Here is a 24,181-nt window from a genome sequence, read left to right on the forward strand (position 1 = left end):
TTAAACAGTTTGTGGTTGGTTAATACTATAGAAATAAAAGTCCTCTAAATTATTGGCAACTAGCTCAAATCCTTCACCAGGTACATCTTCTGCGAACACATTTATATACAGATTACCACTACGTAAATAAGTAGATAAAACATTGTATTCCGATTGGTACAATTCAGTTTCCTCTTTAGAAATATTTTTACGGTACACTTTATTATTTAAGGTATTGGATAATTCTAAAGGATGCCCTTGAACAACAACCTTACCTTCATTAAACACTGCCATATTGGTACACAAATTAATAACATCATCAACAATATGCGTAGACAAGATAACAACAGCATCTTCCCCTAGTTCACTTAATAAATTATGAAAACGATTACGTTCTAAAGGATCAAGACCAGCTGTTGGCTCATCTACAATAATCAGTTTAGGATTACCAATTAATGCCTGTGCTATACCAAACCGTTGTCTCATACCACCAGAGTAATCCCCTAGATTACGCTTACGGAATTTGTACAGATTTACTTTATTCAATAAATCGGCAACATATGCCTTACGGTCCGTTTTACTTTGAATACCTTTTATTTTTGCAATATGATTTAACATCATTTCTGCAGATACCTTTGGGTAGACTCCAAAATCTTGAGGTAAATAACCCAATATTTTTCTAAGCTCATCTGGTTGAGCAAACACGTCAATATCGTTGAATTTAATATCACCACTATCCGCTTGTTGTAGGGTGGCAATTGTTCTCATTAAAGAAGACTTACCTGCGCCATTTGGGCCAAGTAAACCAAACATTCCCGTACCAATTTCCAGATTAACATTGTTTAGGGCTTGCGTTCCGTTCGGATACGTTTTATTCAAATTTGTAATCGAAAGCATAATTAAATCGGTTTTCAAGGTTAGTATTCAGATGTCTAATACGTGTCTAAAATTTTGAAAAAGTTACATCAGGAGGTAAGAAATTAATTTATATCCTATAATTTCACCTACAAAATAGCGGTAATTATTCTTATTCTCACTCGAATTCAAATCAATTAAAAAATAAAGTCATCTAAATTGGAAAAAGGGCATTTTAATAGCATCCTCTTAACTTTATAAAAAAATAAACCAAGTGGCGCTATAACCTATAAGTGCTCTTCTTTTATACAATCTAGAAAACCTTCTAAAACTCTTGTTGCTAGTAACGTTAGGTATATTTGTGTAATAAAATTTCCTTGAACTTTTGTATCAAGAAACATTTAGCGGCTACCCCCATAAAAATAAGTACTATTGGCTGTAGCTATTATTCAAATTCCCCTATTTTTGTATAACTTCAAGATACATATGTTTTAATTACGTAAAGTCTAGACTTTACAGAGAAAAAGCGATAAAGCGTTTGAATATAAATATTCAGGTATGGCAAAAAAAGGCAAGGCTAAAAATACGGTGAACAAAGCAAAGCATACCAAGCTAATGGATCGAAAGAAGAACAAATTGAAAAAAGAAGCCGCGCTAAGAAAAGAACGCTTGAAAGAAATCATTAGAAAAAGTCAGGAATCAGAATAAGAAATAATATATAGCATTATGTACCCACTTATACGCCCAAGAAGATTACGTAGCAATGAAGCCATTAGAAGTTTGGTTAGAGAAACCATTTTATCTCCAAGCGATTTTTTAGTACCGCTGTTCGTTGTTGAGGGCAAAGGCGTTAAAGAAGAAATACCTTCTATGCCAAATTATTACCGCCTTAGTCTAGACAATTTAACCAAGGAGGTTAAAGAACTTTGGAAAATGGGTTTACGCTCGGTGCTTCTTTTTGTAAAAGTGCCCGATAACTTAAAGGATAATAAAGGTTCTGAAGCGTTGAATGAAAACGGATTAATGCAACTAGCCATTAAAACGGTAAAAAATGCATGTCCAGAAATGTTGGTCATGACAGATGTTGCCCTTGACCCCTATTCTTCTTATGGTCATGATGGTATTGTTGCTGACGGACAAATTCTTAATGACGAAAGTGTAGAGCTCTTGACCGAAATGAGTGTTTCTCATGCCAATGCAGGTGCCGATTTTGTTGCCCCTAGCGACATGATGGATGGTCGTATTCTTAGCATTCGTGAAGCTTTAGAAGATGAAGGCTATTTAAATACCGGTATTATGGCCTATAGCGCCAAATATGCCAGTGCTTTTTACGGTCCGTTTAGAGATGCATTAGATTCTGCTCCGGTAGATATTAAAAATGTACCTAAAGACAAAAAGAGCTACCAAATGGATTATGCGAATAGATTTGAAGCTATTCGTGAGACTCAAATGGATATTGACGAAGGTGCGGATATCGTTATGGTAAAACCAGGATTGTGCTATTTGGATATAGTACGTGAAATTAAGAACGAAGTAGATGTGCCAGTTGCCGTTTATCAAGTTTCCGGGGAGTATGCCATGGTAAAAGCTGCCGCTGAAAAAGGATGGTTAGATCATGATGCCGTAATGATGGAACAGCTGACTGCAATCAAACGCGCAGGTGCAAATATCATCGCCAGCTATTTCGCTAAAGATGCCGTAAAATTCTTAGGATAGTCAATTACCTGAAGTACTATTCATGAATAAAATATTTTTTATACTATTTGGTTTAATTAGTGGTTTGGCTGTTTCGCAAGAGACAACTAACAAAACTCTTTTGCTTCCGGTGGGATCTAGTTTGCAAACATCTTCATTGGCTGCTTACGAGTTAGATTCTGCTTTTGTATATAGCAAGGTAGATAGTATTGTAACAAATGGTATAAAAAATAACGCATTCCCAGGTGCTCAGGTGTTAATCGCGAAAGAAGGTAATATTATTTTTCATGAGGCATACGGATTTCACACGTATGACAGCATTCAACCGATTGCTTTAAATGACATTTACGATTTAGCTTCGGTTACCAAAATTTTAGGTCCGCTACCAGCAATTATGAAATTGGTTGATGAAGGCAAGCTAGATTTAGATGTTCCCTTTAGCACCTATTGGAAACCTTGGAAAAGTCAGAAAGATAAAGCAACTATTACGCTTCGCGAGATATTAGCACATCAGGCGGGACTTCAACCTTATGTCGTATTCTTAAATGAAACTTTAAAAAATAACGGTCGGTTTAAAAAAAGGTATATCCGTAGAAAATCGAATAACAGATTTAGCAACCAAGCTTTTGATGGCATCTATGTAAAAAATAGATTCTACCGAAAAATGTACAAAATCATAAATCGTTCTGAAGTATCGGCTGAGAAAAAATACAAATATTCCGGACTCACATTTCTGATTTTTCCTGAGCTCATTACTCAAATTACTGGCGTTCCATATGCAGATTATATGGAACAAGAATTTTACAAACCACTTGGTATGAAAACCTTCGGTTTTCTGCCGAGCACCAAAAATTTTACGAACAAAATAGTCCCTACAGAAGTAGATACTATGTACAGACATACGCTAACCCAAGGTTGGGTACATGATGAAAATGCCTCTTTATTGGGTGGCATTTCTGGTAACGCAGGTCTGTTTGGTACTGCAGATGATTTAGCGATTATTATGCAGATGTTTGTTCAAAACGGACTTTATGCCGGTAAGCAATATATTTCTGAAAAGACGATTAAAGAATTTATAAAAGTTCAATATCCAGAGAACGAAAACAGAAGAGGTTTAGGTTTTGATAAGCCTTATTTGGATAATAATACCTTTAAAATTGCCAATGCCTACCCTGCACCAGAAGTTGGCGCATCTAGTTTTGGTCATAGCGGCTTTACGGGTACTTTTGTGTGGGCAGATCCTGAAAACAAATTAGTTTATATATTTCTGTCAAATAGAGTGTATCCTACGAGAGAAAATCGCAATATTTACAATCTAAATATCCGACCATCCATCCAACAAATATTTTATCAGGCATTTGATAACGCAAAACAGCACCAACCTTAGCATTTTTATTAATATCTTCGATTCATAAAACAACCCCATGGGACTACTACTTTTTTACGCATTCATTTCTATTTTCTTCTCTTTTCTGTGTTCTATATTAGAAGCAGTATTATTGAGCATAACGCCAACATTCATAAATGTAAAAAAGAAAGAAGGTCATGCGTATGCAACAACCCTAGAAGCACTTAAAAAAGATGTAGATCAACCTTTAATTGCCATTTTAACTATAAATACTATTGCCCACACGGTTGGTGCAATATTGGTAGGTGTACAGGCAAAGGTGGCTTATGCAGAATTATACGGTAGCGAAACCAAAACAATCTTAGGTGTCACATTTACAGAAGATTTAATGGTAGGGGTAGTTTCTACCCTCATGACCATTCTTATACTTGTAGCCTCTGAAATCATCCCGAAAACTATTGGAGCTACATACTGGAAACAACTCGCTAATTTCTCTACCAAATCCTTAAAAATTATGGTTTTAGGCTTAAAATATACGGGGCTGTTATGGTTGCTTCGTCTTTTTACCAAAATGGTAGGCGGTGGCAAACACCATGGTAGTGTTTTGAGTCGCGAAGATTTTCATGCGATGACCGATATGGCACATGAAGAAGGTGTTTTTGAAAAGTCTGAATCTACCATCATTAAAAACTTGTTGAAGTTCGATGAAGTTTTGGTGAAAGATATTATGACACCAAGAGCGGTAATGAAAGTTACTTCTGAGAAAAAAACGATAGCAGAGTTCTTTACCGATAATCCTAAATTGCGTTTTTCTAGAATTCCTGTGTATACTGATAATATGGATAATATTACCGGTTTTGTTTTAAAGGATAATGTGCTTGAAGAAATGATCGATCAGAACGGAGACATTCCGCTGAAAGATATTAAACGCGAAATTTTAGTTACGCGTAGAAGTACACCAATACCCACCTTATTTGAAATATTCATTGCAAAACGTGAAGCAATTGCACTTGTTGTAGATGAATATGGTTCTGTAAGTGGTATTGTAACTATGGAAGATGTTATTGAAACCCTTCTAGGACTCGAAATAATGGACGAGAGCGACAATGTTGCAGATTTGCAGAGTCTTGCTCGCAAAAACTGGGAAAAACGCGCTCAGGCTTCAGGAGTGATCGAAAAGCCAACATCACCAGACGAATAAATATCAATTACCACTATGGCCGATGTTGCTTACATACAAACACCCCTTGGCGTTGCCAAAATTATGGGCGACACTGACGGCCTTACCGCTATAACCGTTTTAAATTCTGATGAACCACTTACCGATGTTATACCAGAATCTTTAGAAGATGCCGTTTATCAATTAAACGAATATTTTGAAGGCGCAAGAATACAGTTCAATTTAAAACTAAACCCTGAAGGAACAACATTTCAAAAGAAGGTTTGGGTGGAGTTGCAGAACATACCTTACGGAAAATCGAAGTCATATTTAGAGCTTGCAAAATTATTAGGTGACCCCAATGCAACCAGAGCTGCTGCATCTGCAAATGCTCGAAATCCGTTATGGATCGTGGTGCCTTGCCATAGAGTTATTGGTACTGATGGTTCACTTACAGGCTACGCTGGTGGATTGCACAGAAAGCAGTGGTTATTAAACCATGAGAGTCCGTTTAAACAGCAAAGTTTGTTCTAAAACAGCTGCTTTACCCAGCCAAAAAACAAACTACTAGGTTTGTTTCCATTCAAAATTCCTCTTTATACATTGTACACCTTGCATTTTATCGATACAATTGCGATTGCCATCGTCACTATCAACAATTATAAACACATGCTAAAAGTAAAAAACCAACTACTTGGTCGGTTCGCTATTTTTAAGGCAATTCTCTTTTGAAAGCTATTACTGACAAATTAATTTTATAAAATTTATGGTGATTATGGTTTTCCGTAATGGAAGGTCAGCTATTAATTGTAGGTTTATTCTTTAGTGGTATATTTAATATACTGAAATATTAACTATTACGTATATTCCTTAATATTGGGGAATATGTGCAATTGTGCACATACACAATTGTTGTGTTTCATACCGAAAAAAGCTAACCACGCAAACAGCACATTTGGTTTTTGCCGACACGAAATCCAACACTGAAAAACCAAAAGAGCTATTTTTAAGCCAACACTCGACAATATAGAAACTGAATTGAATGAATAAAACAGATAAGTTGAAGTCAATAATTGAATGGGTATTGTCGTGGGTTTTTAAACTAAGGTTAAGGAAAACTTATTGGAGTATTGCAGTACCAGCTGGCTTGTTCGTTATAGGTGAATTTGCGAAGAAACTAGACTTCTCGGTTAAAGCGACAAATCAACTTCATGAAAGTTCGGAAGGATACTGGACAAAGCTATTTTGGAAGGCAGCTCACTTCTATTTTAGCATTAATCTTCCATGGTGGAGTCTTGTTCTTATCATCATGATGCTCCTTTTGTTTACCTACGTTTATTTACAGGAATTAAAAGCTAAAAAACTAGGCATTGAAGCTTCCGTAAAAAGTATTACAAATAATATTTTCAATCGTCTTTCGAAAAATATTGATGATAAGATAGAAGAAATTAAATCTGAGTTAACATTTCAACCAGATCAAGACTGGTTTCAAGAGCAATGTAAATCATCAATACATGATCTTGGTAAAAGGTATACACCAGAGTTAAATGTAAAACTTGAGGTATCTGAAATATTTGAAGGTCTAGGAAGAACCGAAGAGTTCAAAAGGAAAATAACAGGGCAATTCGATCAGTTTCTGATAAAAGGAAAAAAGGTATTAAAGAATGAACCTGAAATAAAGGAAAGTCTAGAAAATTTAGAAAAAACCTTTGATGAATTACAAGCTTTGTTTCAAGATACTAATTTCCTAGGAACTGATTTAATTCCAGTAAATGAATTTGAAAACTTATTGAATGAGTCTCATAGCACCGTCCAAAAAATTTATGACTATTATATTACGGAAGAACGCAAGGTACAAAAAGAAAAAAATGACGACCAATATTATCATAAACACGGTACTGACTTAAGAAATATTAGAGAGTTCGAGCATGAGCTTTCTACTTTTCAAAATTTAATTCATGGTTCTTCATTTAAACTTGCTAATAATCCTTTTTTACTTCTAGATGGTGAAGCTGGTATAGGAAAATCACATTTGATTGGAGATGTAGTTACAAGAAGAATTAAGAAAAAACATGAAAGTGTTTTTGTTCTTGGTCAACATTTTGTGACGGAAGAAGATCCATGGACACAAATTTTTAAAAGACTTCAAATCAACTCTAAATCTGAAGATTTTCTTAGAAAATTAAATAAAAAAGCTGAAGATTCAGGAAGTAGAATAGTTCTTTTTATTGATGCGATCAATGAGGGAAAAGGCAACTATTTCTGGAATGAGTTTATAAAAAGCTTCATTAATGAGATAAAGAAATATGAATGGCTTGGTCTTGTATTAACAATAAGAACTTCCTATAAAAATTTAATTTTTCCTGAAGATGAAATGACCAATCTTAACATTGTACAACATCATCACTATGGATTTAGGAATATTGAATATGAAGCAAGCAAATTATTTTTTGATAATTATAAAATTGAATTGCCTAATGTGCCATTATTGCACCCTGAGTTTCAAAACCCACTCTTTTTAAAACTATTTTGTGAAGGAATCAACAAGGCTGGGTTAACCCGTATTCCTGATGGTCTTCAAGGCATCACTTCAATTATTAACTTTTTTGTCAAAAATGTAAATATTGTTTTATCAAAACCAAAAAGAATTGGGTACTCAGATAGTTTAAACCTAGTGCAAAAATCCATTTATGCTTTAATAAAATGTAAAGTTGACAATCAACTTAGATATGTTCCATATGAATTAGCTTATAAAGTTGTTAATGAATCCATTTCAGATTTTATTGACAAAAAAGACTTTATAGATGACCTAATTACAGAAGGCGTATTATCAAAGAACCGTTTTTGGAAAGAAGAGAATGATTATGAAGAAGGTGTTTATTTAGCGTATGAGAGATTTGAAGATCACTTAACTGTTCAATATTTACTCGAACAATATTCTGAATTGGAGAAAGAGTTCACAGAAGATGGTAAACTCCACAATTATGTAAAAGATGAAAATGCGATTTATAGATATAAAGGACTAATTGAAGCTTTTTCAATACAGGTTCCTGAGAAAAAAGGATATGAGTTTTTCACTCTTATTCCTAATCTTAAAAATAAATATCCAATTGTCGAGTCTTTTGTTGAAAGTTTACTTTGGAGAAAGGTCGAAACCATTAATGATGAGTCATTAAACTATGTAAACGAACATGTGTTAGCCTTCCAAGGCACAAATGATTATTTCTGGGAAATTATTATTTCGGTTACAGGAATTCCAAACCACTTCTTTAATGCTCGTTTTCTAAATAATCACTTAATAAAATTTTCTCTCGCTGACCGAGATGCAAATTGGACTCAATTGCTCAAATACAAATATGACGATGAATCATCTGTAAAACGTCTTATAGATTGGGCATGGCGTGAAACAGACAAAACACATATCTCAGATGAATCAGTTTTACTTTCTAGCATTACATTGGCATGGTTTCACACTTCTACAAATAGAAAACTTAGAGATTGTTCAACAAAAGCACTGGTTTGTTTATTGCAAAATAGGCTTGATATATTATTAAAGCTCCTGAAAATATTTAAAGAAGTTAACGACCCTTATGTATATGAACGTCTATTTGCTGTTGCTTACGGATGTGTATTAAGAACAGCTCAAAGAGAGAAAATAAAAGAATTAAGTGAATATATTTTCAAAACGGTATTTAGCGATCCAAAATCTGTAATCCCACACATATTATTAAGGGATTACGCAAGAGGAGCAATTGAATATGCGCATTATATTGGTATAGAATTAAGCTTCGAGTTATCAAAGGTTCAACCGCCTTATAATAGCATTTGGCCAGAAAAAATCCCGTCTCGTGAAGAAATGGAAGAAAAATTTGATAATGATAAACATTGGGATATTTGGCACTCAGTAATGGGATTTGAAGACTTTGCAAGATATACAATAGGAACTAATAGTGGTTCTTCAGAATGGTCAGGTTGTAAAAAAGGTGAAGCTCCAGTCGATAGAGAGCAGGTGTTTAATGATTTTAAGAAAAAATTGAATTCTGAACAATTAGAATTATTAAATAGTCTTGACCCAATAATTACCGAAGAGTCTGATGATAGTCTAAAATTAGGAGATAGTATAATCAATTTTAAGAAGGCAGTTGGCAGAAAAACTGAAGAAGAATTGAACCAAATAACAGATAGCTTTAAAAAATCATTGTCAACTGAGTTCTTGTTGGAATATGAGAAGGAAATAGAGCCTTTTTTAGATCACAATCATAAAATTATAAATACCGGAGAGTATTTTGATTTAAGGATTGCTCAAAGATTAATCTTTTCAAAAGTTATAGAACTTGGATGGAATCCTGAATTACATCTTTCTTTTGATAAAGAAAATCATTCCAGAGGAAGAAGTGCTTCTTCTAACGAACGAATAGGAAAGAAATATCAATGGATAGCTTACTATGAATACATGGCACTGTTATCTGATAATTTCATAAAGCAAGAAAGATGGGGAGAGAAAAAAGAAGCCCCTTATCAAGGGCCTTGGGATCCTTATGTTAGAGATATTGACCCAACATTGTTGATTAGTGAAACTGGAAGTTATAATGATGAACAGCCACAAGATTTCTGGTGGGTTAATAACAAATTATTTAATTGGGATTGTACCAACGAAAGCTGGGTAAATGATTCAAGTGTTTTGCCTAACATGGAAGAAATCATCCAAATAAAAGATGATAAAGGTACAGAGTGGTTGGTTTTGGAAGGTTATCCATCTTGGTCAGAACCAAAAAAAATTGGAGAAGAAAAATGGGATCAACCACATAAAGAGCTTTGGTGTCATATTAGAAGTTATCTAGTTAAAAATGATGAATACGATTCATTTAAAGATTGGGCTACTCAACAAGAATTCATGGGGCGCTGGATGCCTGAAAGCGGAGATAGATATGAAATGTTCAGCAGAGAATATTATTGGTCACCTGCTCAAGACTATTTTACAACTGAATATTATGGAGGCACAGAATGGAGAGAAGTTCATGACCAGGAATCAGGGCAATATGTTGCAGAAATCAATGTAACTGCACAAGGCTTTTTATGGGAGGAAGAATTTGATAAATCAAAAGAAGAAACTATTAGCTTTTTAAAACCAAGTACTGTTATTTATAAGGGTATGGATATAAAATATAGTCAAAGAGAAGGAGAGTTTATTGACAACTCCAAAGTTGTACAATGTTTTGCACCAAATGTTTATCATAATTCAAAATCTTATCTGCTTGTTCGAAAGAATTCTTTTTTGAAGTTTCTTAATGAAAATAATTTAAAAGTTGTTTGGACTGTATTGGGAGAAAAGCAAATAATTGGAGGACGATCTTTTGGAACTGACTATCTGGGAAGATTAGAAATCAGTGGAGCATATTATTTTGACAAAGAAGAATTAAAAGGAGTGATTAACACTAAGAATACCTGACGCAAGCAATCATACACATTGTCAAGTCGCTCAAAAACCAACGGCACGAGCCAAAACTTGTCAAAGAGTATGTTTGCCCCAACGCTACACACAGAACCGAAAATAAAGTACGAAAACACAACAATGTATAAAAAACATAGGGCGTTTGTGCTAAACCGAGAGGTCTGTGAATATTAATTAAGTCCGCTAAATATAAAATTTGGCATTTATAGAAGAAAAGATAAAAGCAAAATATTTATATTTAGCTTAGTAATAAACCGAAACGAAAGTGCTTTTTAACTGCCCTACGTTTCTTATACTAGACGTTACCACACATTTTGCCAGTTGAAAATTTCTTAATTTTTATTGAAATAAAATCGATGTTGCGTAATCGAAAACTGAAAATATTACGCAAATGGAATCTCCAATCCTAACGCAAATGGACTTCACTCCTACCCAATCGTTGCGCAGATGGACTTTTTAGCTAGTTCGCGAAAATAGATTTTCGGAATTCTGGGGTTTAAAAAAATCATGACTAGCTGTTAACAAATTAAAACACATTTGTAATAGATAAAAACTATGAATATTTATTTTTTCATAACTTTGCCTTATATTTAAACTTAATTATGGAAACAGATTTAATACATAGCGAAATTAAAGGACTTACTAAAATTCGTTTAGAGTGGTCAAAAACAAATATGTCAAAACCAAAAGCTCAAGAATTGGTTAGTAAAATTGGCATTTTTGAACATACTTTTTCAGTTAATTTCCCAATTGCAAAAGAATATTATCAAACAGACCCTTTCGTTAAAGTTAACTTTCTAGATGGAAAAGAAGAACTAGAATATTATTCTGATAGCGATTTGAAAAAAAAGGATGATGGATACTTCCGAGAAGGAAAAAATCATATAAATCTCGCAATCAATGGATTAATAAAAGGTCTAGAAAGTAAAATTAAAAGTTCGAAATAAAAACGTGTGGTAACAAAACCTATACGTAATGCGGACTTTTGGGCTAAAACGGAATGGTCTGTGTATATTTATTGTGTCGCTAAATCTTATGGATTTAGCTTTGAACAAGAAAAATAAAACTAAACAATAAGCTTTAGCTTCGTGCGTAGACGGAAACGAAAAGTTTCCTTGCTTCCGCACTACGCATAGCTAAACCGTTGCCAACAATTAAAAAAGAATAAATGATAATAAAAAAGAATATAGGTCTTCATAGGTTAATAAAAATAACCTTTCGACATACAATCTCACTTATAATATTAATGGGGCTTATAGCATTCTTATATCACAAAAAAATTATTAACTTTTCCATCCCTTGGCTTCCTGTTTCTGTAATAGGAACAGCCGTTTCCTTTTATATAGGATTTAAAAATAACCAATCCTATGACCGAATGTGGGAAGCAAGAAAAATTTGGGGAGGTATTGTAAATGAAAGCAGGACTTGGGGGATGATGATTGATGGGTTTATTTCTAATTTGAACACAAAAAGTAGGCTTCCTAGCAAAGAGATTCATTCCATTAAAAGACGATTAATTTACAGACATATTGCTTGGTTGTATGCACATAGAAAGCAATTACTGATACCAACACAATGGGAACGTACTGACAAAAAAGGAATAACAGCTACAATTGCCAAACGTTATCAAAATAAAGATGGTTTAGAAAATATCGATTTTGAATTTACAACTAAACTTTTAGAAGATAAAGAGTATGATAGACTTATAAAAAAAGCTAATTCAGCCACTCAAATAATCAATGAACAATCAAGGGATTTAAGTCAACTAAGAGAACAAGATTTAATTGATGATTTCCGGCATATGGAATTGTCAAATATTTTGAGTAAATTTTATACTCTTCAAGGAAAAAATGAACGAATTAAAAAGTTTCCTCTTCCTAGGCAATATTCGAATATGAGTAAATATTTTGTATATATATTCATTTTTCTATTACCCTTTAGTATGATGCCTGAATTATTAAAATTAAATGAATGGGGAATTTGGTTATCCGTTCCAATAGTAGTGCTTATAAGTTGGGTTTTTTTAATGATGGAATTAGTAGGTGATTATTCAGAAAATCCTTTTCAAGGGATGGTTAATGATATACCTATGCTATCCCTATGCCGAACCATTGAAATTGATTTAAGAGAAATTTTGAATGAAACTGAATTACCACCAAATATAGAAGCAGAAAAAGGTGTTCTTATATAAATCAACCAATTTTTAAAATAATGATTAATCATAAAACTGTTGCCAACACCGTATAAAATTAATTGCTTGTACTCGCCTACTCACGAAAATCCTTTCGGATTTTCTAGTTGGTTTTGTATTTACTAAATTAGGTGCTTAAACACGCAAAAAATCTTATACAAACACGTTGTCTTTAATGCCCAAAAACATCTTACTTTAAATTGAAAAAAAACATTTCAAACTTACTATCTCAAGCATATCCATTTTATTATCAAGGAAAAGAATTATGGTCAATAACGATCTTATTATTTTTTATGACTTTTTTATTTGGCTATTTTTTTGAGCCTTTTGAAGTATATCAACCTGAACATAAAATGGGGTATTTTTGGATTACTTTGATACATTCATGCACTCCTGTTTTTATGATTTTTATATTTTTGTCTCTAAAAATATCCCCAATTACAAAAGAGAATTGGACTATAAAAAAAGAGATACTTTTGGTAGCTTCATTTTTACTATTCGTTGGTATTGTACAATTTCTTATTAGAGATATTATTTATGACAATCCAAATAACTGGTCCTTACGTTATTTCTATGAAGAGTTAAGAAACACCTTTCTAGTCGGAATTTTATTTGCATTTATTTTAGTGCCAATAAATTATCACAGGTTAAATACTAAAAATAGCAGAAATGCAAATGCATTTAATACTTCAAAGAAAAAATCTATTATTTCTAAAAAAACTCCATCACACATAAATGAATTAAATGTTGATTCGCAAAATGTTTTATATGCAAAAGCGGAAGGCAATTATATAGAGTTATTTTTAAACGATGGAAGTAAAATATTAAAAAGGTTAACGATGAAAAGATTGGAAAACATTTTAGACTCATATTCTAACTATATAAAAACACATCGTTCTTACATTGTTAATATTAACCAAATCGATTCTGTTACTGGTAATGCTCAAGGTTATAAACTACAGCTTAAAAACTGTTCTAATACCATTCCTGTTTCAAGAAATATGATTTCAAAATTTAATAAAAAGATGAATTCTTAATAAACTTCTTGCTCCTTGTCACAAAAGTTTGTCTGTCATCACTTTTAAAAAATATCAATATTTTTTTTAAATAGTTTCGCTAAAAAACATAGTTGATGCGTAGACACGATTTAGATTGGTTAAGAGTACTAGTATTTGGGTTACTTATTTTTTATCATGTGGGAATGTTCTTTGTTCCTTGGGGATTTCATATAAAAAATAATGTTACATATAATTGGTTAACCTATCCAATGTGGTTTCTAAATCAATGGAGATTGCCTATATTATTTGTTATTTCTGGAATGGGCACCTATTATGCTTTACAAAAAAGAAAAGGAGTGCAATTTACTTTGGAGCGTCTTAAAAGATTAGGATTGCCTCTAATATTCGGAATGATTTGTGTTATTCCTCCTCAAATATATTTTGAGCGGTTAGATAAAAATCAATTTACTGGAAACTATTTTGATTTTTGGCCTAGTCAATTATTTAATGGGGTTTATCCAGAAGGTAATTTTAGTTGGCACCATTTATGGTTTTTGCCTTATCTGTTGGTTTTCTCAATTATATTAATCCCTTTATTCTTCTACCTAAAAAATCATCCAAAGAATAAGTTTATTTCTTGGATGAAAAGAATAACGTTCAGACCTATAGGATTATACATTTTTATTATTCCATTATATTTCATTGAAGCGTTAATTGAACCTCTCTTTCCAGTTACTCATGCCTTGATAGACGATTGGTTCACTTTTATAAATTGCATCGTATTATTTTTCTTTGGATTTGTCCTTATTTCTATAAAAGACACCTTTTGGAGTACTGTTGAAAGGTATAGAAAACACTTTTTAATAGCAGGAATACTAAGCTTTGGTATAATGTTATTTATCACACACCAATATGAAGATTCATTCATGAGACATTATATAGAAGCTTTCTTTAAGGTTGCTAACTTATGGTCTTGGGTACTTACTTTATTTGGATTTTCAGCGACATACTTAAATAGAAAAAGTAATTTATTAAGCTATGCCAACGAAGCAGTTTACCCATTCTATATTTTACATCAAACTATTATGATTGTGATTGGCTATTACCTAATAGAATTAGATTGGTCGTTAGCTGTAAAGTCTTCAATAATGATTTTGGGCACTTTTATTTTATCATGGCTTTTTTATGAATTTTTAATTCGTCGTTGTAAATATATTAGACCACTTTTTGGCCTAAAGAAGAAGATTAAATAAGTTAATGTGAAAAAACAGATGAAGCACTAAAAGACAACAAAGAACTGAGGTAAAAAACAAACAAATTCTTTGAGACAATATCAATAAACAGAATACGTTCGTAACCGAGTTATATAACTTTACCATGAGAAAACTTCAATGCTGTCTTTTAATTCTTTTGCCCATTCTAGCATTTTCGCAAGCACCTGAAATACCAAAAATCGACTTTAAAACGAATGCAGAAGAAGTACACAGGTATGTTGAGTTATTTGTCTTGAAAGATGCAGACGCATTGGTGGTTCGCCTCGCCTACTCCATACTGCCAGATATAGAACCAGAATCAAATTATATCGTTTACTTCAATAACGGTAAGGTAAGGCGCTACAGAATTAATGAGTCCGCACAACCAATGGCTTCCCCTAACGTAAAGAGGATACGTGTTAAGAAAAAAAAGTATTCAGAGTATTGGGCATATTTGAATCTCTGTGCTAGCGAAGGAAAATTCAATATAGATCAAAGTCAATTAGCGACCTTAGGAGAAAAAGCGAACACATGGAAAAAAGCCATAAGTGGTGGACAAACCTATAATTTCGGTTTATACCAAGGCGAAAATTATATAGAATATAAGAGCTTTTTACCCTCAATGTTCACAGATGAAGAATACCCGGGATTCGAAGATAAACGTAAGTTAATCTATGTGATGGAAGGCTTTAAAACGCTCACTGAAGACTAATGCATGTTTGTTCCTTATTTAAAACTATGAAGTCGTCTAATGCTTTGCATTGAGGATTATAAAACTAGACTGTAAACAGTGGTTATTGAACCATGAGAGTTCGTTTAAACAGTAAAATTTGTTCTAAAACAGTTCGTCTATCCAACCAAAAAACAAACCACTTGGTTTGTTTAGTGCTCAAAACGCATATTTACCTTCATACTCTTTGCATTTTATCGATACAAATGTAATTGCTGACGCTATTTTAAAGAATGCTCAACACATTTTAGCAGCAAAAACCAACTAACTAGTCGGTTCGTTATTTTTTAGGACCATTCTCTTCTGAATTCAATTAATTACTCACAAGCGCCATTTATTTATAGTGATTATGGTTTCCCGTCAAAGAATGTAATAGGTTAATTGTAGGTTTATTCTTTAATAGTATATTAGCTAGGTACGCTTTAACCACCAAAACAAGAAATAAACGTACCCTGGTACGTTTATACGTACGTTAGCTGCAATTAGAAAAATGAAGATACCAGTACTATATAAAAAGCATCACGTAGACAAGGAGCACACTTCTATTGGACTTTTCAGGGTAATAAAGGACTATTTCGACATAAAAAATGTCTTTTATCCAGGTTCACACGTTCATATAACTCCTTCTTTGATTTTCTCGAATGTTACATATGCTGATTCATTTAGAAATACATATAAATTTTTTGAAGAAAAAGATACTGATGAATTTATAAGAAATGAAAGGGAGTATCCAGAGGAGACTAATTTTAGGTTTTACCAACAAGACTACAACAAACCTTTTGAAGAATTAGAAAAAGAGTTTGATATGGTAATTTCTCAATATGCTGGATTCGTTGGGCAAGCCACAAAGCCTTATTTAAAAAAAGGAGGAATATTGGTCTGCAACAATTCACATGGTGATGCATCTATGGCTTCTTTAGATGAAGACTATGAATTAATTGCTGTTTACAGACGATATGCTGATGACAAATTCACTATTTCAAGCAAAAACTTGGATGATTACCTAAAACCCAAAAGCGGAAATCAACCAACAAAAGAAAAGTTATTAAGAACAATGAGGGGAATAGCATACACGAAAAGTCCCTCAGGATACATTTTTAAAAAAGTAAAAGAATAAAAGCAGCTAACAAGGGCTATACGTAATGCGGGTTTTCTGCTAAACGAATGGTCAGTGCATTTAATGAAGTCCGCCAATACTTTAATTTGGTGTTTAAAGTGAATAAATTAAAAACAAAATATAAACTCTTGGCTACGTGCAGATTTGAAAACTCCACTTTTCAAATCCCGCACTACGCATAGCCGGGTCGTTATCTCTAATTTGAACAAAAAATATAGTCAATACAAAAAATACATTTTCTTAATCAAAATTATTGAATATACTTTAAAGATTACTGTGGTCTAAAAAACAGCGTATATAGTGTTCCAGTTCCTCCTGCACCTCCTCCAATATTGATAGCAATTGAGCCATCACCTCTTAAATCTCCAACATATGATATTGAACGAGAAAATCGCTCTTCTGAATCTAAAGTCAAATTAAAACCTCCATCAGTATTATTTATTCTTGTAAATGATTTAACTGTCTTATCGGCATTTAAATACAATACATAAGCCAAACCTTCATTTTGCTGATTTGCTCCTGTAATTAACTCGTTAATTCCATCTCCATCTATATCTCCGGCAGCACACATTGCATGACCAAACTGCCCACCAAAAGTTCCGTTAGGGTTTAAATCGGTTACTAGCTCATCGGTAAATCCGTTCGTACCTTCAGTAATTTTGACTTTAGATTCTACATTGAAAGTTGTGCTGTTTAAAGATAAAATCCAAATGGCACCTTTCCCTCCATCAGACATAAAAGCTCCAACTGCCAATTCTTTTGTTCCATCGTTATCAATATCTCCAAGCATAGCTACTTCTCTACCTCCAAATTGATCACCATCTTCAAGTCCTACTCCCAAACCTCCTTGTATAGAATTTATAGTAACCGTATTTGTATACATTATTTGCGACGCTTCATTTAAAAATAAAATATCAATAGCGCCACGATTAGTTCCACCAGCATCAGATCCTGGATTACAAGCTACTAAATCTACTCGATTATCTCCATTAATATCACCAATAGCCGTTAAACCATTTGCTATAATATTTTCATTTTTTACATAATCTTTAACAGTTCCATCAACATTAAGGTGAATAATATATAATGAATTATTTGGTGGTACTGGAGAAGATACTGCAATATCAGGAATTCCATCATTATCATAATCACCAATACCTGCAACACCATAACCAAAGAAATTTCCAGCATTTAACGTTTCATTAAACCCCCCTTCAAGCATCGATATTTTTTGGTTGCTTTGCACAGTTCCGTCATTATTCATAAATAAAATATAAACAGCTCCTGCATCAACACCACCATCATCGTCTGATCGTGCACCAATAACAAAATCTATAACACCATCTCCATTAACATCTCCTATTTTATCGTGATCTCTACTAAATCTATCTCCACTTTCTAAATTTGCAGAAAAACCTCCGGAACCATTTTCAATTTTCACAAATCCTTCAGCTTGATAAGGCAATTCATTTTCATCAACTATTTCTTCATTTGGTACTGTGTCATTATCACTACTACAGCTTAAAAACAGTACTAGAAAACATGCGAAAATTAAAGTTTTATGAATCATATTTTTTTATTTGAATTATATCACTTTTGACTTTACTTTACTTTAAAGGTTTAATATAAAATTAAAAAAAAACTAAAAACAAGAGATAATCGAGTAGACGGCTCTGCTAGCAATTAGCAGAGTGCGCCTCTCACACCACCGTACGTACGGGTCTCGTATACGGCGGTTCAATAATTATACAGCTCGCTTGTAGTACTCGATTAAACTGACATAACCTCTCATTTTTAACCGTTTAATAGTAATTGTAGTACCTAGTATAGGACTTTGAGCGACTGCCCATCCTCCCATTCTTGTGCGACTCCAAGCATAGGCGTTGTCTTGGTTTACTCCTAAACGGATTAGGTTTTTCCGTTTCCGTTCTGGTTTCTTCCAATGATGCCATATGCCGTACCTCAATCGGTTTCTTAGCCATTCTTCTAGCTTCTTAAGCTTCGACTGAATGGATGCAGGTTTAAAGTAATTTATCCAACCACGTATTAATAGGTTGGTACGTTTGATACGCTCGTCAAAACTTGCAGGGATCGTCTTTTTGGTCAGGTATTTAAGTTTTGACTTAAGATCTTTCCATTTGGACGCTTTTACCACAAGTTGATACTTCCCTTTTTCCCCTTTCTTATACCTTGGCACAAAGCCAAAGCCTAATACTTGGAAATCTAAAGGTCTCCGCACACCGCTTTTTACCCTATTTATGGGAAGTTGGAGGTGGTCTCGCAAATACTTATAGATACTGTTGAACTAATCCTCGTACCTCGGAAGCTTTTAGTCTGATATAAAAATACATTATCTTATTGAGGTATTAAAAAACCTTAGAATGATATATAAAAAAAGTCAAGGACGATTTTAGAGACGGAGTTAGAAGAAGTACCTGAATTTAAAGAACTATCCCTTAGCTTAGCAAAGAGTTTTGCTATTAATGGTAAGGCAACCAGTACTTTAAGAAATTACCTTCGGTGTCTTGCACACTTGTCTATCTATTATAAATGTAGTCCAGAACGGCTTAATGAAGAGCAAATAAACGACTATCTCTACCATTGCCAGAATTTGCATAAAACTCCTTCGGAGAGCTTTTTTAAACACACCATCTATGGACTTCGTGCTGTTTATAAGGTTCTGGGAATGGATAAAAAACGGATTGGACTTCCTCAAATAAAAAGACAGAAAGACCTTCCTATTATCTTGAACAAACAAGAGGTTCGAGAATTATTAAAAGCTCCCAAATACCTAAAACATCGTTTGATATTAGCGATGCTTTACGGCTGTGGTCTGCGCAGCTATGAACTTTGTAATTTACTGCAATCGGATATTGATTTTGAACGAAAGACGGTGTTTGTAAAAAAACAAAAAGGAAAGGTAGACCGCTATGTTCCCTTGAGCCCCCATCTTGCCCGCGGCCTTAGAACTTATTTCAGGACAGAAAACCCCGTAAAACATGTTTTTAATAGTCAGATTACCAAAGACGGTGTGGTAGGACCTCTTACCACAAGGGGAATCCAATGGGTTATTAAGGAATGTCGCTGTAAAGTAAACACCCAAAAGAAGTTTACCGCCCATACCCTGCGCCATTCTTATGCCACCCACTTACTGGAAGATGGATTGAATATCATGAGCCTAAAAGAACTGCTAGGGCACGCTCATATAGAAATTACCATTGTGTATTTACAGGTGTCCAATGCTGGGAGTTCGTTGAAATTCAGTCCGTTGGATACATTGTTAGCCAAGTAGTGCAGCCCAAACATACTGTGGCAGATGTGTTGAATTTAGAAGTAGACCATTTGCAAGAGATAGCCCATGCCAGTTGGAATGCACGTGCCCTGCACGCCATACGAAAATGCCGCACCAAAGCACTTGGCGGTCATTTAGATTGGTCTATAGCGTGTAAGAAGCTGCATTTGCAATTCAATTCATGCCGGAATCGACATTGTACTACCTGCCAAGGACACAAGCAACACCTGTGGATAGCAGCCAGGTCGCAGGAGCTTCTTTCTGTTCCTTATTTCCATGTGGTTTTCACATTGCCCGACACCCTTAATTCTATTGCGCTACGCTACCCCCAAGTGCTTTATAAGATTTTGTTTGATAGCGTTTGGGAAACACTCACTGCCTTTGGGAATAATCCCAAACATTTGGGGGCAAAACTCGGAATGATTGCCGTGTTACATACCTGGGGTCAGAATTTAAGTCTGCATCCACATTTGCATTGCATTGTTCCCAAAGGAGGAGTCTCCAAGGCGGGGTTTTGGAAAAAGGGAAAGGGAAAGGATGATTTTCTATTTTCTGTAAAAGCGATGAGTGATAAATACCGAGGGCTTTTTGTAGCAAAATTACGCAAGGCACTTCCCGAACTACCACAATCTTTATATGACGGTCTGTTCAAAAAAAAGTGGGTAGTTTATGCCAAACCTCCTTTTGGGAAACCGGAGCATGTCATCGAATATTTGGGGAGATATACCCATAAAATAGCCATTAGTAACCACCGTATTCTTGCAATCGACAAAGCAAAAAGAGAGGTTGACTTTAGTTTAAAAGACTACAAAAAGGGTGGTCAAAAAACAAGATTAACCCTTACGAGCAAGGAATTTATACGGCGTTTTCAGCTCCATATTCTTCCTAAAGGCTTTACACGAATACGCCATTACGGATTTTTAAGTAGCAGTTGGAAAAAAGACAAATTACCGCTGTTGCAAAGGCAATTAGCGGACAAGGATTTGTTAGCCATTGAAACGGTTGTCATACAAGAGAAATCACTACACCGCATTTGCCCTAGTTGTAAAAAAGGGGCATTGATTACCCTTTTTACCTTTGACAGCCGTGGTCCACCAAAGAATTACCAACAGACCATAAAACGTAAACTACTGAAATTCAAAATATAAGAACCGCCTAAAAAAGAGGCCTGGCATACTACTGCCTAAAAACGAAGGAAAAGTGTGTAAAGCCGCTTAAATACTAAAAAGCAGTAAAGGGTTTACAACAAAATAGTAGCCTTAATGTGGTTTTCTACAAAAAAAGAAGCTATAAAACGGTATACCAATAACCATCTTCCTTGCCAAGGTCTAGGCAAACTTCCCGAATTCCCCCTTATCTACAAATCCCGGATCAGTCAACAAGTCATATAGCGCTAGCCTATCGGCGCGCCATATGCTTAGTTATTACCTACACGTTTTGCAGCCACTTTACTTTTAACGTAAATACTAAAATCATCAGCATATCTTACATAACGATGTCCTCGTTGTTCTAATTCTTTATCCAGCTCATTGAGCAGGATATTAGAGAGCAATGGACTTAATGGCGAACCCTGAGGAACGCCTTTTCTGCGTTTTTGTAATCTACCGTTAATCAGTATAGGCGCTCTAAGAAATGAACGCAATAACCGCATCGTGGCTTTGCACTGTACCTTTTTGTAAATCAACTCTAGAAGTATATAATGTGATACTTCATCAAAGAAACTCTTTAAATCAATATCTACTATATGTTGAAAACCAGCATTGATATTTAAAAGACTTTGTGCGGTGGCCTGATGGGCATTACGTTGTGGTCTGAACCCGTAACTATGCTTTTGAAAGTCTGGCTCAAATAAAGGTTGCAATACTTGATGTATTGCTTGTTGAAACACTCTGTCAACAACCGTAGGAATACCGAGTAATCGTTTCTTACCATTGCTCTTGGGGATTTCAACGCCTAGTATAGGAGACACCTGATAGGTCTTTCTTTCTATTTGTGAGATATACTGCTTTGCGTAGCCCTGTAGTGTAGATTTTAACTCATTAATGTGAACTTTATCCACACCTGCAGATCCCTTGTTGCGATACACTCGCGCATAGGCTTCGTTTAGATTCTTTTTACTTGTTACATGTTTAATCAATACTCATAATTTGAATTGCCGTCTCGCTTAATCAAAGGCTATTATTCTACTAGAAAACTATCCGTAACATAAAACAATTCCTTAGTTTATTAAAGACAATTATCGTTCTGTCCTTCACTAAAATATCAGGCTTTAGCTACTATGACTTCTGCTGACTTCTCTACTAGACCAACTCGTGGTTATAGAGACCTCCCCAGGTAAGAACATCTTCTTTCTCTCGATCCCTGCCGTATCTACATAATTACCCTTTTGGTAATCTTTGGGGCGTAACAATGATGTGCTTGCTTACCCGAGTAATTATGCCTCATATACGGTTCCTGCTTGGTTTATCCTGAGCATAGCCGAAGGGTCAGTACCGAGATTTGTAATCCTGCTTTCTTCAGTCCTAGCTTCACAACTAGCAACCTTGCAGCTTACTAATGGTTCAAGGCGTTACCCCTGCCCATAAGGGACTTGCACCCTCTAAATTAATTAACTACATTTCTGTAGTTAAAAAGATGCCCATACTGGGCACACACAGAACCTACAATCAATACGGGCTTAGGGCTTAAACGCTAAGGTCTGGGTATATTTATGAGGTCGCAAAATCTTTGGAATTTTGCTTTCGAACAAAAAAAGAAAAAACAAAAAAAAAGATTTTGCTATGTGCGTAGCGGAAAGCAAACGCAAGTTTGCTCCCGTACTGTTCATAGCTTAAACGCTATCAAAGTTCAAATAAAAGATGATATTAAAAAGAATTTTATTGATAGCTATTTTTGGAGTGGTATTCTTAGGTTGCGAAACTGAGTCGCTACCTTGTGAAGATGGGTTTATAGAATTACCAGGTCAAAATGGACCTGTTTGCGTGCCTGAAGGAGAGGTAAGAGCTGTTAACATGTCAACACCCCTAAGTTCAAATAAACAATAAATAATATGCTGGTTAAAAATGCCCTTTCTAGAGAAGACCTTGAAACCATTAAAAAGTGTAAAGCTTCAATGGAGAATATAGGTTGGGCTATAAAAGGAGTTAATGTTATTGGAAACTCTTTAGAAACAGGGGCTAGATTTATTCCTGAAAAAGCGTTAAACATCCTTCAAAAATCTACAGAAAAAATATTGTTGGGATTATTAAAGGCTAATCTCCTTACCATTTCAAAAAACAAACAGTTAAAAGAACCTTCTAGTATTACGTATAAAGCTATAGTTATTGGCTCAGGAACAGTTGGTGGTTTTTTCGGTTCGACTACGGGCATTGGAACAGCCATTTTCGCTTCTGAAATGACCATTACCACGAAGTATATTTTACGCAGTATTATGGATATAGCTAGAAGCCAGGGTGAGGATATTTATTCTCTTGAAGGGCAAATGCAATGTATGGAAGTATTTGCGTTAGGAGGCAAGTCAAAAGATGATGATAGTATTGATACAAGCTATTATGTAGCACGCGCTGCTTTGTCATCAACTTTAAAGAATCTTACTTCGGCTAGTTTACAAGCGGCTATTAAGACTGCTGCAAATAGTTCTGTTGTTTTTGGTTCTAATGCTATGAATAAATTCATCACCCAAATAGCAGCGAGATTTAGTGTATTAATTAGCGAGAAGTTTATGGCACAAGCTGTACCAATTGCCGGAGCACTAGGTGGTGGTTCTATGAACTTTATTTTTATCAATCATTTTCAGAAAATGGCTACTTCACACTTTACACTAAGAAGGTTGGAGCGTAAATATGGTGAAGATGCTGTGATGAAGGCATATTCAAAAATCTAAAATTAATAATAAACCGGAAGATGAACTTCCCACTCAGTCGCAAGTGTTACGCCAGACTTCTAACTTGGATGAAAAATAACTTAAACGGAAAAAAAACGCTGGGCAATAATTGCTATGATTAATACGGACTTCAGGTCAAAACCGAAAGGTCTGCGTATACCTGCCTGCCGGCAGGCAGTTTTAAGAGCTCGCTATTCCCGATAGCTATCGGGAATGGATTTATCTTTGA

20 protein-coding genes are annotated in these 24,181 nt (G+C 34.5%); 16 read left to right on the forward strand and 4 right to left on the reverse strand.

The features are described from left to right. The gene (locus Q4500_RS04100) at nucleotides 1-876 is read right to left on the reverse strand and encodes an ABC transporter ATP-binding protein (RefSeq protein WP_303598462.1); all 876 of its coding nucleotides are present in this window, start codon (nucleotides 874-876) and stop codon (nucleotides 1-3) included. Between the two features lie 516 nt (nucleotides 877-1,392). On the opposite strand from Q4500_RS04100, the gene Q4500_RS04105 reads away from it, so the two are divergent. The 12 genes from Q4500_RS04105 to Q4500_RS04160 all read left to right on the forward strand — a co-directional run bounded on the left by Q4500_RS04105 (nucleotide 1,393) and on the right by Q4500_RS04160 (nucleotide 16,777). After that, nucleotides 1,393-1,542, forward strand: a complete 150-nt coding sequence (locus tag Q4500_RS04105) for a hypothetical protein (protein WP_299318851.1) — start codon at nucleotides 1,393-1,395, stop codon at nucleotides 1,540-1,542. An 18-nt stretch (nucleotides 1,543-1,560) separates the two neighbouring features. Next, nucleotides 1,561-2,550 (forward strand): porphobilinogen synthase, encoded by a 990-nt coding sequence (gene hemB / locus Q4500_RS04110; RefSeq protein ID WP_303598463.1) that lies wholly within the window; start codon nucleotides 1,561-1,563, stop codon nucleotides 2,548-2,550. Nucleotides 2,551-2,572: 22 nt separating this feature from the next. Then, the gene (locus tag Q4500_RS04115; protein WP_303598464.1) at nucleotides 2,573-3,916 is read left to right on the forward strand and encodes a serine hydrolase; all 1,344 of its coding nucleotides are present in this window, start codon (nucleotides 2,573-2,575) and stop codon (nucleotides 3,914-3,916) included. A 37-nt stretch (nucleotides 3,917-3,953) separates the two neighbouring features. Continuing rightward, nucleotides 3,954-5,078: a CNNM domain-containing protein gene (locus Q4500_RS04120; RefSeq protein ID WP_303598465.1), complete on the forward strand. Its 1,125-nt coding sequence runs from the start codon at nucleotides 3,954-3,956 to the stop codon at nucleotides 5,076-5,078. Between the two features lie 15 nt (nucleotides 5,079-5,093). After that, entirely contained in the window at nucleotides 5,094-5,570 is a 477-nt protein-coding gene (locus tag Q4500_RS04125; protein WP_303598466.1) for a methylated-DNA--[protein]-cysteine S-methyltransferase, read from the forward strand. 508 nt (nucleotides 5,571-6,078) lie between these two features. Then, nucleotides 6,079-10,485: an AVAST type 2 anti-phage system protein Avs2 gene (avs2, locus tag Q4500_RS04130; protein WP_303598467.1), complete on the forward strand. Its 4,407-nt coding sequence runs from the start codon at nucleotides 6,079-6,081 to the stop codon at nucleotides 10,483-10,485. A 605-nt stretch (nucleotides 10,486-11,090) separates the two neighbouring features. Further along, entirely contained in the window at nucleotides 11,091-11,435 is a 345-nt protein-coding gene (locus tag Q4500_RS04135) for a hypothetical protein (protein WP_303598468.1), read from the forward strand. A 221-nt stretch (nucleotides 11,436-11,656) separates the two neighbouring features. Then, complete coding sequence (locus tag Q4500_RS04140) at nucleotides 11,657-12,679, forward strand: bestrophin family protein (RefSeq protein WP_303598469.1); 1,023 nt, start codon at nucleotides 11,657-11,659, stop codon at nucleotides 12,677-12,679. Between the two features lie 200 nt (nucleotides 12,680-12,879). Then, the gene (locus tag Q4500_RS04145; RefSeq protein WP_303598470.1) at nucleotides 12,880-13,716 is read left to right on the forward strand and encodes a LytTR family DNA-binding domain-containing protein; all 837 of its coding nucleotides are present in this window, start codon (nucleotides 12,880-12,882) and stop codon (nucleotides 13,714-13,716) included. 95 nt (nucleotides 13,717-13,811) lie between these two features. After that, complete coding sequence (locus tag Q4500_RS04150) at nucleotides 13,812-14,930, forward strand: acyltransferase family protein (protein ID WP_303598471.1); 1,119 nt, start codon at nucleotides 13,812-13,814, stop codon at nucleotides 14,928-14,930. A gap of 124 nt (nucleotides 14,931-15,054) precedes the next feature. Then, the gene (locus tag Q4500_RS04155) at nucleotides 15,055-15,642 is read left to right on the forward strand and encodes a hypothetical protein (protein ID WP_303598472.1); all 588 of its coding nucleotides are present in this window, start codon (nucleotides 15,055-15,057) and stop codon (nucleotides 15,640-15,642) included. Nucleotides 15,643-16,150: 508 nt separating this feature from the next. After that, nucleotides 16,151-16,777 (forward strand): hypothetical protein, encoded by a 627-nt coding sequence (locus Q4500_RS04160; protein ID WP_303598473.1) that lies wholly within the window; start codon nucleotides 16,151-16,153, stop codon nucleotides 16,775-16,777. 271 nt (nucleotides 16,778-17,048) lie between these two features. Here Q4500_RS04160 and Q4500_RS04165 read toward each other — a convergent pair whose 3' ends face one another. Then, nucleotides 17,049-18,347 carry a VCBS repeat-containing protein gene (locus Q4500_RS04165; RefSeq protein WP_303598474.1) on the reverse strand — a complete coding sequence of 433 codons (1,299 nt, stop codon included), beginning with the start codon at nucleotides 18,345-18,347 and terminating at the stop codon, nucleotides 17,049-17,051. Nucleotides 18,348-18,521: 174 nt separating this feature from the next. After that, the gene (locus Q4500_RS04170; protein WP_303598475.1) at nucleotides 18,522-19,016 is read right to left on the reverse strand and encodes a group II intron maturase-specific domain-containing protein; all 495 of its coding nucleotides are present in this window, start codon (nucleotides 19,014-19,016) and stop codon (nucleotides 18,522-18,524) included. Between the two features lie 447 nt (nucleotides 19,017-19,463). Here Q4500_RS04170 and Q4500_RS04175 point away from each other — a divergent pair, with 447 nt between their 5' ends. After that, nucleotides 19,464-20,069: a tyrosine-type recombinase/integrase gene (locus Q4500_RS04175; RefSeq protein WP_303598476.1), complete on the forward strand. Its 606-nt coding sequence runs from the start codon at nucleotides 19,464-19,466 to the stop codon at nucleotides 20,067-20,069. Further along, a complete protein-coding gene (locus tag Q4500_RS04180; RefSeq protein ID WP_303598553.1) occupies nucleotides 20,036-21,217 on the forward strand; it encodes an IS91 family transposase in 1,182 nt (393 codons plus the stop codon). The genes Q4500_RS04175 and Q4500_RS04180 overlap by 34 nt, the downstream gene beginning before the upstream one ends. 269 nt (nucleotides 21,218-21,486) lie before the next feature. Here the strand turns inward: Q4500_RS04180 and Q4500_RS04185 are convergent, their stop codons facing one another. Next, nucleotides 21,487-22,206, reverse strand: coding sequence for a reverse transcriptase domain-containing protein (locus tag Q4500_RS04185; RefSeq protein ID WP_303598477.1), 720 nt, complete (start codon nucleotides 22,204-22,206; stop codon nucleotides 21,487-21,489). A 721-nt stretch (nucleotides 22,207-22,927) separates the two neighbouring features. Between Q4500_RS04185 and Q4500_RS04190 the strand changes: the two genes are divergently transcribed. Both Q4500_RS04190 and Q4500_RS04195 read left to right on the forward strand, forming a co-directional pair. Continuing rightward, on the forward strand, nucleotides 22,928-23,113 hold the full coding sequence (locus tag Q4500_RS04190; protein ID WP_303598478.1) for a hypothetical protein: 186 nt from the start codon (nucleotides 22,928-22,930) through the stop codon (nucleotides 23,111-23,113). 5 nt (nucleotides 23,114-23,118) lie between these two features. Beyond that, nucleotides 23,119-23,952: an EcsC family protein gene (locus tag Q4500_RS04195; RefSeq protein ID WP_303598479.1), complete on the forward strand. Its 834-nt coding sequence runs from the start codon at nucleotides 23,119-23,121 to the stop codon at nucleotides 23,950-23,952. The last annotated feature ends 229 nt before the right edge of the window (nucleotides 23,953-24,181 follow it).

Source organism: Maribacter sp. 1_MG-2023 (assembly GCF_030547005.1).
In the GTDB taxonomy this organism is placed as follows: domain Bacteria; phylum Bacteroidota; class Bacteroidia; order Flavobacteriales; family Flavobacteriaceae; genus Maribacter.